Annotated in this window: 14 protein-coding genes; 5 read left to right on the top strand and 9 right to left on the bottom strand. The window is 65.5% G+C overall.

All coding sequences use genetic code 11. The features are described from left to right. Positions 1 to 44 precede the first annotated feature (44 nt). Positions 45 to 1,733, top strand: a complete 1,689-nt coding sequence (gene aspT / locus AB4Z16_RS01285; protein ID WP_441509512.1) for an aspartate-alanine antiporter — start codon at positions 45 to 47, stop codon at positions 1,731 to 1,733. 20 nt (positions 1,734 to 1,753) lie between these two features. Beyond that, a complete protein-coding gene (locus AB4Z16_RS01280; protein ID WP_441509511.1) occupies positions 1,754 to 3,394 on the top strand; it encodes a bifunctional aspartate transaminase/aspartate 4-decarboxylase in 1,641 nt (546 codons plus the stop codon). Positions 3,395 to 3,460: 66 nt separating this feature from the next. On the opposite strand, the gene AB4Z16_RS01275 is transcribed toward AB4Z16_RS01280, so the two are convergent. From AB4Z16_RS01275 to AB4Z16_RS01235, 9 genes are all read right to left on the bottom strand, one after another. Then, complete coding sequence (locus AB4Z16_RS01275) at positions 3,461 to 3,877, bottom strand: DUF1801 domain-containing protein (protein ID WP_441509510.1); 417 nt, start codon at positions 3,875 to 3,877, stop codon at positions 3,461 to 3,463. A gap of 47 nt (positions 3,878 to 3,924) precedes the next feature. Beyond that, positions 3,925 to 4,335 (bottom strand): SRPBCC family protein, encoded by a 411-nt coding sequence (locus tag AB4Z16_RS01270; protein ID WP_441509509.1) that lies wholly within the window; start codon positions 4,333 to 4,335, stop codon positions 3,925 to 3,927. After that, the gene (locus AB4Z16_RS01265) at positions 4,332 to 4,664 is read right to left on the bottom strand and encodes an ArsR/SmtB family transcription factor (RefSeq protein WP_441509508.1); all 333 of its coding nucleotides are present in this window, start codon (positions 4,662 to 4,664) and stop codon (positions 4,332 to 4,334) included. Before AB4Z16_RS01265 ends, AB4Z16_RS01270 begins: the two co-directional genes overlap by 4 nt. An 82-nt stretch (positions 4,665 to 4,746) precedes the next feature. Then, positions 4,747 to 5,088: a cupin domain-containing protein gene (locus tag AB4Z16_RS01260; protein ID WP_441509507.1), complete on the bottom strand. Its 342-nt coding sequence runs from the start codon at positions 5,086 to 5,088 to the stop codon at positions 4,747 to 4,749. A gap of 12 nt (positions 5,089 to 5,100) precedes the next feature. Then, the gene (kduD, locus tag AB4Z16_RS01255) at positions 5,101 to 5,871 is read right to left on the bottom strand and encodes a 2-dehydro-3-deoxy-D-gluconate 5-dehydrogenase KduD (RefSeq protein ID WP_441509506.1); all 771 of its coding nucleotides are present in this window, start codon (positions 5,869 to 5,871) and stop codon (positions 5,101 to 5,103) included. After that, a complete protein-coding gene (kduI, locus tag AB4Z16_RS01250) occupies positions 5,871 to 6,707 on the bottom strand; it encodes a 5-dehydro-4-deoxy-D-glucuronate isomerase (protein ID WP_441509505.1) in 837 nt (278 codons plus the stop codon). The genes kduD and kduI overlap by 1 nt, the downstream gene beginning before the upstream one ends. Before the next feature lie 10 nt (positions 6,708 to 6,717). Further along, positions 6,718 to 7,998, bottom strand: coding sequence for a TRAP transporter large permease (locus AB4Z16_RS01245; protein ID WP_441509504.1), 1,281 nt, complete (start codon positions 7,996 to 7,998; stop codon positions 6,718 to 6,720). A gap of 3 nt (positions 7,999 to 8,001) precedes the next feature. Continuing rightward, positions 8,002 to 8,535, bottom strand: a complete 534-nt coding sequence (locus tag AB4Z16_RS01240) for a TRAP transporter small permease (protein ID WP_441509503.1) — start codon at positions 8,533 to 8,535, stop codon at positions 8,002 to 8,004. Between the two features lie 185 nt (positions 8,536 to 8,720). Continuing rightward, positions 8,721 to 9,707, bottom strand: a complete 987-nt coding sequence (locus AB4Z16_RS01235) for a TRAP transporter substrate-binding protein (protein ID WP_441509502.1) — start codon at positions 9,705 to 9,707, stop codon at positions 8,721 to 8,723. Positions 9,708 to 9,867: 160 nt separating this feature from the next. On the opposite strand from AB4Z16_RS01235, the gene AB4Z16_RS01230 reads away from it, so the two are divergent. The 3 genes from AB4Z16_RS01230 (at position 9,868) to rbbA (ending at position 14,454) form a co-directional block, all read left to right on the top strand. Next, positions 9,868 to 10,557, top strand: a complete 690-nt coding sequence (locus tag AB4Z16_RS01230) for a GntR family transcriptional regulator (protein ID WP_441509501.1) — start codon at positions 9,868 to 9,870, stop codon at positions 10,555 to 10,557. Positions 10,558 to 10,720: 163 nt separating this feature from the next. Then, positions 10,721 to 11,725: an HlyD family secretion protein gene (locus AB4Z16_RS01225; protein WP_441509500.1), complete on the top strand. Its 1,005-nt coding sequence runs from the start codon at positions 10,721 to 10,723 to the stop codon at positions 11,723 to 11,725. Further along, positions 11,722 to 14,454 carry a ribosome-associated ATPase/putative transporter RbbA gene (gene rbbA, locus AB4Z16_RS01220; protein ID WP_441509499.1) on the top strand — a complete coding sequence of 911 codons (2,733 nt, stop codon included), beginning with the start codon at positions 11,722 to 11,724 and terminating at the stop codon, positions 14,452 to 14,454. The genes AB4Z16_RS01225 and rbbA overlap by 4 nt, the downstream gene beginning before the upstream one ends. The last annotated feature ends 1 nt before the right edge of the window (position 14,455 follow it).

Genomic DNA, 14,455 nt, shown 5'->3' with positions numbered 1-14,455 from the left:
GCTTGATTTCGATCAGTTCTGTTCCAGCATTTGGGAGGCGATCTGTGGCGGCGCTATCGTCGATTTTCCATCAATCCCCGGAAATTGCTCTCTTTCTGTCATTGGCGGTGGGCTACTGGGTCGGCAAGTTCCAGTTTGGCAAGTTCCAGCTCGGAGGTGTCGCCGGCTCGCTGCTCGCAGCGGTCCTGATCAGCCAGGTCGGCGTCACCATCGACAACGGCATCAAATCTGTCCTCTTCGCGCTGTTCATCTATGCCGTCGGCTTCGAGAGCGGACCGCAGTTCTTCCGCTCCCTGGGTCGGCAATCGATCCGCGAGATCGTCATGGCGGCGGTGCTGGCGCTCAGCGGCCTCGCCACCGTCGTCATCCTCGCCAGGATGTTCGGGCTCGACAAGGGCTTGGCGGCAGGCATCGCGGCCGGCGGCCTGACGCAATCGGCGATCATCGGCACCGCCGGCGCAGCCATCGGCAAACTCGGGCTGGCGGCGGATGAAGCCCAGCGCCTGCAGGGCAACGTCGCCATCGGTTATGCCGTGACCTACATCTTCGGCTCCTTCGGCGCGATCATCGTCTGCGTCAACATTCTGCCCTGGCTCATGGGCCGCAGCATCCGGGACGACGCCATCAAGGCCGAGGCCGAGATGCTCGCGGGCATCCGGGTCTATGGCGCCGGCGAGCACCCGGCGGCGCCTGATCTGGTCGGTCGCCTGTTCAAGGTGGAGGGTGTCGCAGGGCGCTCGATCGCGGAAGTCGAGGCCCTGGCCGGTCCTGCCGCCTTCGCCATCGAGCGCCTCAAGCGCGACGGTTCGGTGATCGGCGTTGAACCGGACCTCAAGCTCAAGCCCGGGGACACCATCCTCGTCGTCGGCCGGCGTGCGGGCGTCGTCGGCGCGGCCAGCAAGATCGGCCCCGAGCTCCAGTCCTCCGATGGCATGGATCTGGTCGTGCTCAGCCGCGACGTCGCCATCGCCAGCCGAGACTTCATCGGCAAGACCGTGCAGCAGATCAGAGATGCGACGGCCGGCAATCTCCGCCACGGCATCTACGTCACCGGCCTGCAGCGCGCCGGCAAGCCGCTTCCGTTGACGGAGAATACCGTCATCGAAGCCGGCGACGTCGCGACGCTCTACGGCACGGCGGAAGATGTCCAGCGTGTGGCGAAGGTGGTCGGCACGCTGCTGGTCTCCAGCGACAAGACCGATTTCGTCTTCCACGGTCTGGGCCTCGTCGTCGGCCTGTTGATCGGCCTGCTGGTGGTTCGTATCGGCGATGTCCCGCTGACGCTCGGCAGCGGCGGCGGCGCGCTGCTGTCCGGCCTGCTCTTCGGCTGGTATCGCAGCCGCAATCTCGCCATCGGCAACATGCCGACGGCGGCCTCGACACTGCTGCGCGATCTCGGCCTTGCCGGCTTCGTCGCGGTGGTCGGGCTCCAGTCGGGGCACCAGGCCGTCACCACCATCGCTCAGAGTGGCCTGTCGATCTTCCTGATCGGCGTGGTCGTCACGATCCTGCCGTTGATCATCACCATGCTCGTCGGGCGCTACATCCTGCGCTACGACAACACCGCCGTCTTTGCCGGCGCATTGTCCGGTTCGCGCAGCGCCAACCCCGCCTTCGGCGAGGTTCTGGACAAGGCCGGGAACTCCATCCCGACCACTCCCTTCGCCATCACCTATGCGTTGGCGAACGTTTTCCTGACATTGCTCGGCCCGCTCGTCGTGGCTTTCACCTGATTTGATCGAGGAGACGTATTATGGCGACTGATTACAGCAAATACGCCAAGCTCAGCCCCTTCGAGCTCAAGGACGAACTGATCAAGCTGGCTTCAAGCCGCGAAAACCGCCTGATGCTCAATGCCGGACGCGGCAATCCGAACTTCCTGGCGACGTTGCCGCGCCGGGCTTTCTTTCGGCTCGGCCTCTTCGCCACGGCGGAGGCGGAGCTCTCCTACTCCTATATGCCCAACGGCATCGGCGGCCTGCCGCAGATCGAGGGCATCGAGGGGCGCTTCGAGCGCTTCATCGCCGAGAACCGCGACCAGCCCGGCGTCGTCTTCCTCGGCCGCTCGCTGAGCTATGTCCGTGATCAGCTCGGCCTTTCGGCTTCCGCGTTCCTGCACGAGATGGTCGAGGGTATCCTCGGCTGCAACTACCCGGTTCCGCCGCGCATGCTCAGGGTGAGCGAGCAGATCGTCGGCCACTACATCGTCAAGGAGATGATCGGGGGCTCCATCCCGCCGGGTAGCGTCGATCTCTTCGCGGTCGAGGGCGGCACTGCCGCCATGACCTATATCTTCAACACGCTGAAGCAGAACGGTCTGGTCAAGCGCGGCGACAAGGTCGCGATCGGCATGCCGGTCTTCACGCCCTATATCGAGATTCCCGAGCTCGACGAATACGGGCTGGTCGAGGTCGCGATCGACGCCGATCCCGAGAAGGGCTGGCAGTATCCGGATTCCGAGCTGGAGAAGCTCAAGGATCCGGCGATCAAGATCTTCTTCTGCATCAACCCGAGCAATCCGCCCTCGGTGAAGATGGATGATCGCAGCCTCGAAAAGGTCGCGGCCATCGTGCGCGAGCACCGGCCGGACCTCTTCATCCTGACGGACGATGTCTACGGCACCTTTGCCGACGGCTTCCGGTCGCTCTTCGCGACCTGTCCGCACAACACGATGCTGGTCTACTCCTTCTCGAAGTATTTCGGCGCGACCGGCTGGCGCCTCGGCGTCGTCGCGACGCACAAGGATTCCATCTTCGACAAGGCGCTGGACGAGCTGCCGAAGAGCGCCAAGCAGGCGCTGGACCGGCGCTATGGCTCGCTCCTGCCGGATGTCAGCCAGCTGCGCTTCATCGACCGGCTCGTCGCCGACAGCCGCACCGTGGCGCTCAACCACACCGCCGGCCTCTCGACGCCGCAGCAGGTCCAGATGGTGCTGTTCTCGCTCTTTGCCTTGATGGACGAGGCCGATGGCTACAAGGCGGAGCTGAAGAAGCTGATCCGCCGCCGCGAGGCGGCGCTCTATCGCGAGCTCGGCGTCCCCCAGGGCAACGACGAGAATGCGGTCGATTACTACACGCTGCTCGATCTATCGGCGGTGGCCAGAGACCTGTATGGGCCGGAGTTCGAGGCCTGGGTGAAGAAGAACGTCAATCCGGACGAGCTGCTGTTCAGGATCGCCGACGAAACCGGCATCGTGCTGCTGCCCGGCCGCGGCTTCGGCACGCGCCAGCCGGCGGGGCGCGCCTCGCTCGCCAATCTGAACGAGTACCAATACGCCAACATCGGCAGGTCTCTGCGCGGCATGGCCGAGGAGTTCTACAAGGTGTTCGAAAAGGGCGGCGGCTCGTCAAGCAAGAAGGGTGGCGGAAAGCCCGGGAAGAAGTCCAAGGGCTGATACGACGGCACAGCGGGAGCCCGCGACTTTCAGTCGTGGGCACTCGATCAAGAAAGGGCCGGCTGCTCAGCCCGAGCGGCCGGCTCTCTTCGTTTTCGACGCGTTCAGCGCAACAGCTGCGCTGATCAGCTCGGCCAGGGCCTTTTCGTCGATCGCATCGCCCTCGTGGAAATCGATGGCCCGGCGGACATTGCCGTCCAGGCTGGAGTTGAACAGGCCGGACGCGTCTTCCAGCGCCGCACCCTTGGCGAAGGTCAGCTTAACCACCGACTTGTAGGTTTCGCCGGTGCAGATCATGCCGTCGCGATACCAGACCGGCACGCCGCGCCATTTCCATTCCTCGACGACATCGGGAACTGTCTGCTGGATCAGGGCGCGGAGCCGGGCCAGCATCTCGCCGCGCCAGTCGCCGAGCTCTGCGATCCGCCCGTCGATCAGTTCGGACGGTGATTTCTCCGTCTGGGTTGCGGTGTCGGCCACCACGCTCTCCCTTCTTCAAATTCTGTGCGTTCACGCCTCTGGACTTGGCCTCAGCCCATCCGCGCCAGCAATTCCCCCAGCGCGGCGAGGAAGCGCGGCCAGCCAGCCCGGGCGCCCTGGAAGTAGCGCGGCTGGTTGTCCCGGAAGCCGGTCTGTTCCATGCGCAGCGCCGTGCCGGCGCCGGCCGGGGTCAAGGTCCAGGTCACCACCGTCTTCAGCTCGTGATCGCCCCATGTGTAGGACAGCGATTTCGTCTCCTCGATCTCCAGCACCTCGCACGAAACGGCGCCCCATTCGGCGCTGAAACCGAAACGATGACCGACGATCGGCTTGAAGTCGTTCTTCATCAGCCACTCCGCGATCAGATGCGGCTGGGTCAGGGCGCGCCAAAGCTTCTCGGGCGGGTGCGGGAATTCTCGCTCGACGACGACGGAGCGGAGTTCGGTGGCTGCTTCGTTCACTCGTCCATCCTCTTGAGCAGATTTTCGAGATCGTCGAATCGGCTCTCCCAGAACCCGCCCATCTGGCTGGTCCAGTCGATCAGCGGCGCCAGCGCCTTCGGTTGTGCGCTGTAGTGGGACTGGCGGCCTTCCTGCCGGTCCCGCACCAGCCCGGCCTGTTTCAACACGGCGAGATGCTTCGACACGGCCGGTTGCGAGACGCCGGCGCGGATCGTCAGGGCTCCCACAGTCTGTTCGCCATCCCTGCACAGCCATTCGAACAACGCCCGCCGTGTCGGATCGGCAAGCGTCCTGAAAAGCTGGTCGTGATCGGTCGAGATCAAAAGCATAACCCGTCAGTTATGGGATTGATCCATAGCTGACGGGTTATGAGAGAGTCAATCCGAACGTGGACAGCCGAGGGCCGTTCCGTCAGGAGACGAAGTCCTGCCGCATCGGTGTGAAGACGTCGACGAGCGTCCCGGCCTCCACGTTGACGGCGCCGTGCACCGCATCCGGCGGCACGGTGAAGCTGTCGCCGGCCTTCAGGCGTTCGGTGCGCCCGGAGATGGTGATGTCGAAGACGCCGCTTTCGACCAGCGAGCATTGGATATGCGGATGGCTATGCGCCGGGCCGATGGCGCCGGCCTCGAAGCGCACGCGCACCATCATGACATTGTCGCGATAGGTCAGGATCTTGCGCGCCACGCCGTCGCCGGCCGGCTCCCAGGCGAGATCGGCATCATGGGCGAAAGGCTCGTTCCTGCGGTCCATGTCGGTTCTCCCTCAGCGCGCGAGCCAGCCGCCATCGACGGGCAGCACGACGCCGTGGATGTAGGCGGCTGCGTCCGAGGCGAGGAACACGGCGGCGCCCCCGAGTTCCTGCGGCTCGCCCCAATGCCCGGCCGGGATCCGAGCGAGAATGGCCGTGTTGCGCTCGGGGTCGGCGCGCAGGGCCTGCGTGTTGTTGGTCGCGAAATAGCCGGGCGCGATCGCGTTGACGTTGATGCCTTTGCCCGCCCATTCGCAGGCGAGCAGCCGTGTCAGCCCGGCAAGCCCGCTCTTCGACGCCGTGTAGGACGGGATGCGGATGCCGCCCTGGAAGGACAGCAGCGAGGCAATGTTGATGACCTTGCCGCCCTTGCCGTCGGCCAGCATGCGCTTGGCCACGCCCTGCGTCAGGAAGAAGGTCGACTTCAGGTTCACGTCCATCACCGCGTCCCAATCGGCCTCGGTGAAGTCGATCGCGTCGGCGCGGCGGATGATGCCGGCATTGTTGACGAGGATGTCGAGCCGCGAGCCGTCGGCCTTCGCTGCCGCCTCGGCCTCTTCCACGATCCGCGGGATCGGCTCCAGCGTCGCGAGATCGGCGGCGATCTCATGGAAGAGCTTGCCGGTCTCGGCGACCAGCGCCTTCGTTTCGGCCATGCTCGAGCGGCCGACCGCGACGATGCCGGCACCGGCCTGGGCGAGCGCGACCGCGATCGCCTGGCCGAGGCCCGTATTGGCCCCGGTGACGATCGCGGTCCGGCCGCCCAAGTCAAAGGCCGAGTGCATCAGCGCAGGTCTCCGGTCGCAACCATGTCCATGTCGGTATAGTCGACATTGTCGCCACCCATGCCCCAGATGAAGGAATAGGCCTTCGTCCCCACGCCGGAATGGATCGACCAGCCGGGCGAGAGGATCGCCTGCTCGTTGGCGATGACGAGGTGGCGGGTCTCCTGCGGCTCGCCCATCAGGTGGAAGACGCGGGCGTCGGCCGGAACGTCGAAATAGAGATAGATCTCGCAGCGCCGGTCATGGACATGCGCCGGCATGGTGTTCCAGATGCTGCCTTCGTCGAGGGTGGTGACGCCCATCACGAGCTGACAGGTGTCGCAGACGCCGGGGATGATGTACTGGCGGATGACGCGCTTGTTGGCGGTCGCCTGCTCGCCGAGCGCGATCGTCCTGGCATCGGCCTCCCTGATCACCTTGGTCGGATGCGCGGCATGGGCCGGCGTCGAGAGCAGGTAGAACTTCGCCGGGTTGCCGGCATCGTCGCTGGCGAAGGAGACCTCGCCCGCTTCCTTGCCGACATAGAGCGCATCGCGTTTGGCGAGCGCGTAATCCTTGCCGCCGACCGAAACCTTGCCGGGACCGCCGACATTGACGATGCCGAGCTCGCGGCGCCTGAGGAAGGCGTCGGTACCGACCGCCTTCGGTGTCGGCAGGACCACCGGTTTGCCCGTCGGCATGGCGCCGCCGACGATGACGCGGTCGAGATGGCTATAGGTCAGCTTGACCTCGCCGGGGGCGAACAGCGTCTCGATCAGGAAGTGGCGTCGCAGTTCCGCCGTGTCGAAACCCTTGACGGCCTCGGGGTGCGAAACCTGGCGAATGTCGATGGTCATGATCAGTCCTTCAGTGGAACAGGCGCGGCAGCCAGAGCGACAGGCCGGGCACATAGGTGACGAGCAGGAGCACGGCGATGCTGGCGCCGTAGAAGGGCCAGATCGTGCGCATGGACTCGCCGATGGAGATGCGGCCGATGGCGCAGGCGACGAACTGCACCGAGCCGACCGGCGGCGTATTGAGGCCTATGCCGGCGTTGAGGATCAGGATCACGCCGAAATGCACGGGGTCGACGCCGAAGGCCTTCACCACCGGCAGGAAGATCGGCGTGCAGATGATGATCATCGGCGCCATGTCCATGAAGGTGCCGAGCACCAGCAGGATCAGGTTGATCATCAGCAGGATGGTGATGGGATTGTCGGATACCGCCTTCATCGCTGCGATCGTCGCCCGCGGCACCTCGAGGAAGGCCATCAGCCAGCCGAAGGCGCCGGCGGTGCCGATCACCAGCAGCACCATCGCCGTAGTCCGCACCGCGCCCAGCGTCGCCTCGACGAAGGCCGTCCAGGTGAGTTGCCGGTAGACGAAGATCGTGACGAGGATGGCATAGACCACCGCGACGCAGGAGGATTCCGTCGCGGTGAAGACGCCGGAGCGGACGCCGCCGAAGATGATGCCGATCAGGAGGATGCCGGGCAGCGCCAGCACGACATAGCGCCCGACGGTCGCGAAGCCCGGGAAGGGCTCGCGCGGATAGCCGCGCTTCACCGCGACCGCCCAGGCAGCGACCATCAGCGCGGCGCAGAGCAGCAGGCCCGGCACGACGCCGGCGGTGAACAGGTCCGCGATCGAGAGATTGCCGCCGGCCGAGAGCGAATAGATGATCATGTTGTGCGAGGGCGGGATCAGCAGCGCGATGATTGCCGCGTTCGCGGTGACGTTGACGGCATAGTCGGCGTCGTAGCCGCGCTTCTTCATCTGCGGGATCATGAGGCCGCCGACCGCCGAGGCGTCGGCCACGGCCGAGCCGGAGATGCCGCCGAAGAGCGTGCAGGTGACGACATTGACCTGGCCGAGGCCGCCGCGCAGATGGCCGACGAGGCTCGCCGCCATCTGGATCAGCCGCTCGGCGATGCCGCCGCGGATCATCAGGTCGCCGGCATAGATGAAGAATGGGATCGCCATCATCGCGAAGGCGTTCATGCCGGAATTCATCTGCTGGAAGACGACGACGGGCGGCAGGCCCATAAAGGCGACGGTCGCGACGGAGGCGATGCCGAGGCAGAAGGCCACGGGGACGCCGATCAGCAGGAGCAGCGAGAAGACGCCGAAGAGAATCCAGAGTTCCATGGCTCAGGCCTCCTGGCTTTCGCCGAAATGGACGAAGCCGAGCGGAGCCTGTTCTTCACCGGTGATGAAGAGCAGGAGCTTTTCCAGCGCGAACAGGGCGATCAGCGCGCCGCCGGCCGCGATCGGCACATAGTCCCAGCCGCGGGAGATGCCGATGATCGGCATCCGGTCGGCCCAGGTCCCGGCCGCGAGCTGCCAGCCATAGCCCAGCATGGCCAAGCCGAAGGCGCAGACAAGGCCTTCACCAATGACGATCATCGCGGCGCGCAGCGGCGGTGGCGACATCACCAGCCCGACTTCGAAGCCGAGATGGTCGCTTTCGCGCACGCCGACGGCGGCGCCGAGCAGGATGAACCACGACATCAGGAAGAGCGATCCGGCCTCGACCCAGATCGGCGTGTCGTTGAGGACATAGCGGCCGAACACGCCCCAGGCGACCATCACGGTCATCAGGACGAGGCCGGCCCCGGCGGTGATCAGCGCGAACAGGCTGAGCTTGGCGTCGAGGCGTGTCAAAAAGGCGGTGAAGGCGCGCATGGGATGTCCGTGGATGCGGGTTTCTCATCCTGAGCCCTCATCCTGAGGAGCCGCGAAGCGGCTTCTCGAAGGACGGTTCCAGCGATCTCTGGATCATCCTTCGAGACGCGATCTCCGATCGCTCCTCAGGATGAGGGCTTTGGAAAGCGGAGCAGCCGTTTCGAGCCGCCCCACTTGAACGAGGCTCAGTTCACCGCCTGGATGGCGGCGACCATCTCCTTGAGCTTCGGGTCGGTGACGAACTTGTCGTAGACCGGCTTCATCGCATCGATGAAGGGCTTCTTGTCGACCTGGTTGATCTGGGCGCCGCCGGCCTTGACCTTGGCTTCGGACGCCTTCTCGCGCGCATCCCAGAGTTCGCGCATCTTGAGCACCGACTCCTTCGCCGCGGCCTTTATGATCGCCTGATCGGCTGCGTTGAACTTGTCGAAGCTCTTTTTCGACATCACCAGAGCTTCCGGCGAGAGCGAGTGCTCGGTCACCGAATAAAACTTCGAGACCTCGAAATGGCGGGTCGATTCATAGGACGGCCAATTGTTCTCGGCGCCGTCGATCACGCCGGTCTGTAGCGCGGAATAAACTTCGCCGAAGGGCATCGGCGTGGCGTTGGCGCCGAGTGCCGAGACCAGCGCGACGAACATGTCGGACTGCTGGACGCGGATTTTCATGCCCTTCATATCGGCCGGGCTGTTGATCGGGCGCTTGGAGTTATAGAAGGAGCGCGAACCGGAATCGTAGAGCGCGAGGCCGATGAGGTCGTGCTTCTCGAATTCCTTCAGGAGGTTGTCGCCGATCTGCCCGTCCATCGCCTTCCGCATGTGGTCGACGGAGCGGAAGATGAAGGGCAGGGATGGGATGTTGGTCGCCGGGATCAGGTTGTTGAACGGCGCCATGTTGATGCGGTTGATGTCGATGACGCCGAAGCGGGTCTGGTCGATCGTGTCCTTCTCCTGACCGAGCTGGGCGGAGTGGAAGACGTTGATCTTGACGCGGCCCTGGGTGCGCTCCTCAAGCAGCTTGCCCATGTAGCGGACCGCTTCGACGGTCGGGTAGTCGGTCGGATGGATGTCTGCCGAGCGCAGCGTCACGCTCTGGGCGAGGGCGGAGGTCGCCGCAACGGCCGAGATGGCCAGCGCGGCGGTATAGGCAAGGAAACTGCGGCGTGCGGTCATGGTGCGTTCTCCCCTGGGTTCAGACGCCTCGCCGTTTCCCGGCTTGTTCGGTGGCGCGTTGAACGTAAGCTTTCTGTCTGCGAGCCGAGCTTGGCCGCGACAGTCATTGTATGGTAGTATGTAGTTGTATGGTACGCAACAGGCCCTGGAGGTTTTTGGCTTGAGCCTTTCGCTGGCGTCACCCGCCGCTTATCCGGGCGCTTCGGCGGCTGGCCGTGTCGAAGCCGAATTGCGCCGGGCGATCATCGCGCTCGATCTGCCGCCCGGCACGCGTCTCTCGGAGCAGGAGATCGCTCTGAAATACGGCGTATCGCGCCAGCCGGTGCGCGAGGCGCTGATCGCGCTCGCCAAGACGCGGCTCGTCGACGTGCAGCCGCAGCGCGGCACGGTCGTGGTCAAGTTCTCCGTCCGCAAGATGATGGAGGCGCGCTTCGTGCGCGAGGCGGTGGAGGTCGCGATCGTCCGGCAGGCCTGCCTGTCCTTCTCCGCGCAAAGCCGGCAGCGCATCGCCGATCTCCTGGAGATGCAGGACAAGGCCGCGTCGCGGAACGACCATGCTGCCTTCCAGCGCTATGACGAGCTTTTCCATGTCGAGCTGACGGAAGGCGTCGGCATGCCGCTCGCCTGGGAGGCGATCCGGGATATCAAGGCGCATATGGACAGGGTCTGCCAGCTCACCTTGCCGGGGCCGGGCGCGATGCAGCCGCTGGTCGAGCAGCATCGGGGCATCGTGGCGGCGATCGATGCAGGCGACCCCGCGGCGGCCGAGGCCGCGATGCGCCATCATCTCACCGAGATCCTGCGCGCCCTCCCGAAGACCGAGGCTGCGCATCCGGACCTCTTCGAATAGCCGGCTGAGCGTCAAGTCGCGGGCAGGATCAGCGGCATCTGGCCGCGCTTTGGTGCACAATTGAAAGCGGCGTGATGCGAGTATGGGCCTCGCGGACAGCTTCGCGCATGCTATGAAGGCTGCAGAGCTGAACGTTCCAAGCCTGCTCCGTTGGAGATGCTCCATGCGATTTTGTCGAGTAGCCGCCGCAGTTGCCTTCACTGTGCTTCTGCTATCGCCGCCTTCCGCGCAGGCGCAGTCGCGGCTGAAGGCGCTGATCGAAAGATTGCGCGGCGACACGATGCCGGAAGGGATCGTCAAGACCAACGGGCGCATCGAGGCGACGCAGGTCGATGTCGCCTCGAAATATGCCGGCCGCCTGGCGGAGGTCACGGTCAAGGAAGGTGACGAGGTCACGGCCGGTCAGGTGATCGCCCGGATCGCCTCGCCGGAATACGAGGCGCAGCTGCGGGCCGCGCAGGCGCAGGTGCTGCGGGCACGCCAGGCGCTTGCCGAGGCGGAAGCCCTGATCGCCCAGCGCAAGAGCGATCAGATCCTTGCCAGGACTGATGCCGATCGCGGCAAGGAGCTGGTCGAGAAGGGCTATCTCAGCAAGCAGGTCTTCGACCAGCGTTCGGCCAAGGCCGATGCCACCGACGCGGCCTTGCGAGCCGCCCAGGCGCAGCGCGACCAGGCTCAGTTCGCGATCCACGCGTCCGAGGCCGATGCCGAGCAGATCAGGGCGATCCTGGTCGATCTCGTGCTCCTCGCGCCGCGGAGCGGGCGCGTCCAGTACCAACTGGCCCGGACCGGCGAGGTGGTCTCGGCCGGCACGCGCGTCATCACCATCCTCGACCTGTCTGATGTCTACATGACGATCTACCTGCCGGCGGCGCAGGCCGGTCAGCTCGCCCTGGGCGACGAGGCCCGCATCATTCTCGATCCCGTGCCGCAATACGTCATCCCGGCGACGGTCAGCTTCGTCGCGGCCGACGCCCAGTTCACGCCGAAGGCCGTCGAGACTGCCGAGGAGCGCGAGAAGCTGGTCTTCCGCGCTAAACTTCAGGTCGACAAGGATCTGCTCGCCAAATACCACCGGCAGGTGAAGACCGGCGTGCGCGGCCTCGGCTTCGTTCGCACCTCTCCCTCCGCGAAATGGCCCGACTCGCTCGCTGTGAAGCTGCCATGACGGAGGTCGTGCCTGCCGCCAGCCTCGCGGGCGTCACGCACCGCTACGGCAAGGTGACCGCCCTTGATGCGCTGACGCTCGATATCCCCGCTGGCCGCATGATCGGCGTGATCGGGCCGGACGGCGTCGGCAAGTCGACCCTGCTGGCACTCGTCGCCGGCGTGCGAGCGATCCAGCAGGGCAGCGTGCACGCGCTCGGCGGCGATCTCGGCGTCAAGGCCGAACGCGAGGCACGGCGCGGGCGCATCGCCTATATGCCGCAGGGTTTGGGCCGGAATCTCTATCCGACGCTGTCCGTCTTCGAGAATATCGACTTCCATGCGCGGCTCTTCGGGCAGGACGCGGCCGAGCGTCGCCAGCGCATCGATGAACTGCTCACGGCGACGGGGCTGGATCCCTTCGAGGGCCGCCCTGCCGCCAAGCTCTCCGGCGGCATGAAGCAGAAGCTCAGCCTCTGCTGCGCGCTCATCCACGATCCCGACCTGCTCGTCCTGGACGAGCCGACGACCGGCGTCGATCCGCTCTCGCGCGGCCAGTTTTGGGATCTGATCGATACGATCCGCGCCCGCCGGCCCAGCATGAGCGTCATCGTCGCCACCGCCTATATGGAGGAGGCCGAACGCTTCGACTGGCTCGTGGCGATGGATGACGGCAAGGCGATCGCCACCGGAACGCCCGCAGAGCTGCGCCGCAAGGCTGGGCAGTCGACGCTGGAAGCAGCCTTCGTTGCCCTGCTGCCCGAAGCCAAGCGGGCGCAGCACCGCGAGGTCGTGCTCCGGCCGCGGGTCGTGAGCGATGATGCGACCCCTGCGATCGAGGCCGAGGGGCTGACGCGCCGCTTCGGCGATTTCGTCGCCGTCGACCATGTCAGCTTCCGCATCGGCCGCGGCGAGATCTTCGGCTTCCTCGGCTCGAACGGCTGCGGCAAGTCGACGACGATGAAGATGCTGACCGGCCTGTTGCCGGCGACCGAGGGCACCGCGAAGCTGTTCGGCCAGCCGCTCGCCGCCGACGACATGGAGACGCGGCGCAATGTCGGCTACATGTCCCAGGCCTTCTCGCTCTACAGCGAGCTCACGGTGCGGCAGAATCTGCTGCTGCATGCCGAGCTCTATCATCTGCCATCGGCAGAGATTCCCGGCCGCATCGCGGAGCTCCTGACCCGCTTCGACCTCGAGACCGTCGCCGACGAGCGGCCCGACAGCCTCCCGCTCGGTATCCGCCAGCGCCTCCAGCTCGCTGTCGCCGTCCTGCATCGCCCGGCGATGCTGATCCTCGACGAGCCGACTTCGGGCGTCGACCCGATCGCGCGCGACGCCTTCTGGCGCACGCTGATCGACCTCTCTCGCGACGACGGCGTCACCATCTTCCTCTCGACCCATTTCATGAACGAGGCGGAGCGCTGCGACCGCATCTCCTTCATGCATGCGGGCAAGGTTCTGGCGGTCGGCACACCGGAAGAGCTGGTGCAGAAACGCGGCGTCGACACGCTGGAAGAGGCCTTCATCGTCTATCTCAAAGAGGCGGCCGGCATCGAGGACGTGCCGGTGGAAGCTACGGCCATCCCGGCCGCCGCCGCGCAGCCCGCGCGGCCGGCCCGCCGCTTCGATCCGCGCCGGCTCTGGGCCTGCACCCGGCGCGAGACGATGGAGCTGCTGCGGGATCCGATCCGGCTGAGCTTCGCCTTTCTCGGGCCGGTGCTGCTGATGCTGGCCTTCGGCTTCGGCATTTCCTTAGATGTCGAGAACCTGAAATTCGCGGCCTATGATCAGGACAACTCGATGGAGAGCCGGCAGCTGGTCGAGGCCTTCTCCAGCTCGCGCTACTTTAGCGAGCAGCCGCCGATCCGCTCCGCAGCCGAGCTGGACCAGCGCCTGAGAAGCGGCGAGCTGCAGCTCGCGATCGAGATCCCGCCCTCCTTCGGCCGCGACCTGATGGCCGACCGGACGCYTGAGCTCTCGGTCTGGCTCGACGGCGCCATGCCGTTCCGGGCCGAGACGACGCGCGGCTACGTCACCGGGCTGGCGACGCAATACGCGCAGGGCTTCGTGGCCGCCCAGGCCGCGTCGAGCCATGTGCCGTCGCCCGTCACGATCGAGACCCGCTTCCGCTACAATCAGGATTTCAAGAGCGCCAATGCGATGGTGCCGAGCGTGATCATGCTGATGCTGATCCTCATCCCGGCGATCATGTCGGCGATCGGCGTCGTCCGCGAGAAGGAAACCGGCTCGATCGCCAATTTCCGCTCGACCCCGATCAGCCAATTCGAATTCCTGTTCGGCAAGCAGCTGCCCTACATCGCCGTGGCGATGGCCAGCTTCGTCATGCTCGTCATTATCGCGCTGACCGTCTTCGCGGTGCCGATCAAGGGCTCGGCCTGGGTGCTGTGGCTCGCGACCCTGCTCTACGTCTCCGCCACGACCGGCTTCGGCCAGCTCATCTCCAGCTTCACGCGCACGCAGGTCTCGGCTGTTTTTGCCACCGCGATCCTGTCGATCATTCCGGCGGTCAATTTCTCCGGCCTGATGGTGCCGGTCGCTTCGCTTTCGGGCGGTGGCCGTCTCATCGGCATGAGCCTGCCCCCGGCCTGGTATCAGCCGGTCAGCGTCGGTGTCTTCACCAAGGGGTTGGGGCCGAGTGAACTCTGGCCCAATCTCTTGATGCTCGGCTTCTTCTTCCTGCTCTTCCTCGCGGTCGCTCAGCTCGGCCTGCGCAAGCAGGAGGCTTGAG

The organism is Allobosea sp. TAF32 (assembly GCF_052113585.1).
In the GTDB taxonomy this organism is placed as follows: domain Bacteria; phylum Pseudomonadota; class Alphaproteobacteria; order Rhizobiales; family Beijerinckiaceae; genus Allobosea.
This window is presented reverse-complemented; position numbering and strand designations above follow the sequence as displayed.

Coding starts and splice junctions, on each gene's coding strand:
- AB4Z16_RS01240 (WP_441509503.1), bottom strand. CDS start 8,535: ATGCGCGCCTTCACCGCCTTTTTGACACGCCTCGACGCCAAGCTCAGC.
- AB4Z16_RS01235 (WP_441509502.1), bottom strand. CDS start 9,707: ATGACCGCACGCCGCAGTTTCCTTGCCTATACCGCCGCGCTGGCCATC.
- AB4Z16_RS01225 (WP_441509500.1), top strand. CDS start 10,721: ATGCGATTTTGTCGAGTAGCCGCCGCAGTTGCCTTCACTGTGCTTCTG.
- kduD (WP_441509506.1), bottom strand. CDS start 5,871: ATGCACTCGGCCTTTGACTTGGGCGGCCGGACCGCGATCGTCACCGGG.
- AB4Z16_RS01280 (WP_441509511.1), top strand. CDS start 1,754: ATGGCGACTGATTACAGCAAATACGCCAAGCTCAGCCCCTTCGAGCTC.
- kduI (WP_441509505.1), bottom strand. CDS start 6,707: ATGACCATCGACATTCGCCAGGTTTCGCACCCCGAGGCCGTCAAGGGT.
- AB4Z16_RS01260 (WP_441509507.1), bottom strand. CDS start 5,088: ATGGACCGCAGGAACGAGCCTTTCGCCCATGATGCCGATCTCGCCTGG.
- AB4Z16_RS01265 (WP_441509508.1), bottom strand. CDS start 4,664: ATGCTTTTGATCTCGACCGATCACGACCAGCTTTTCAGGACGCTTGCC.
- AB4Z16_RS01245 (WP_441509504.1), bottom strand. CDS start 7,998: ATGGAACTCTGGATTCTCTTCGGCGTCTTCTCGCTGCTCCTGCTGATC.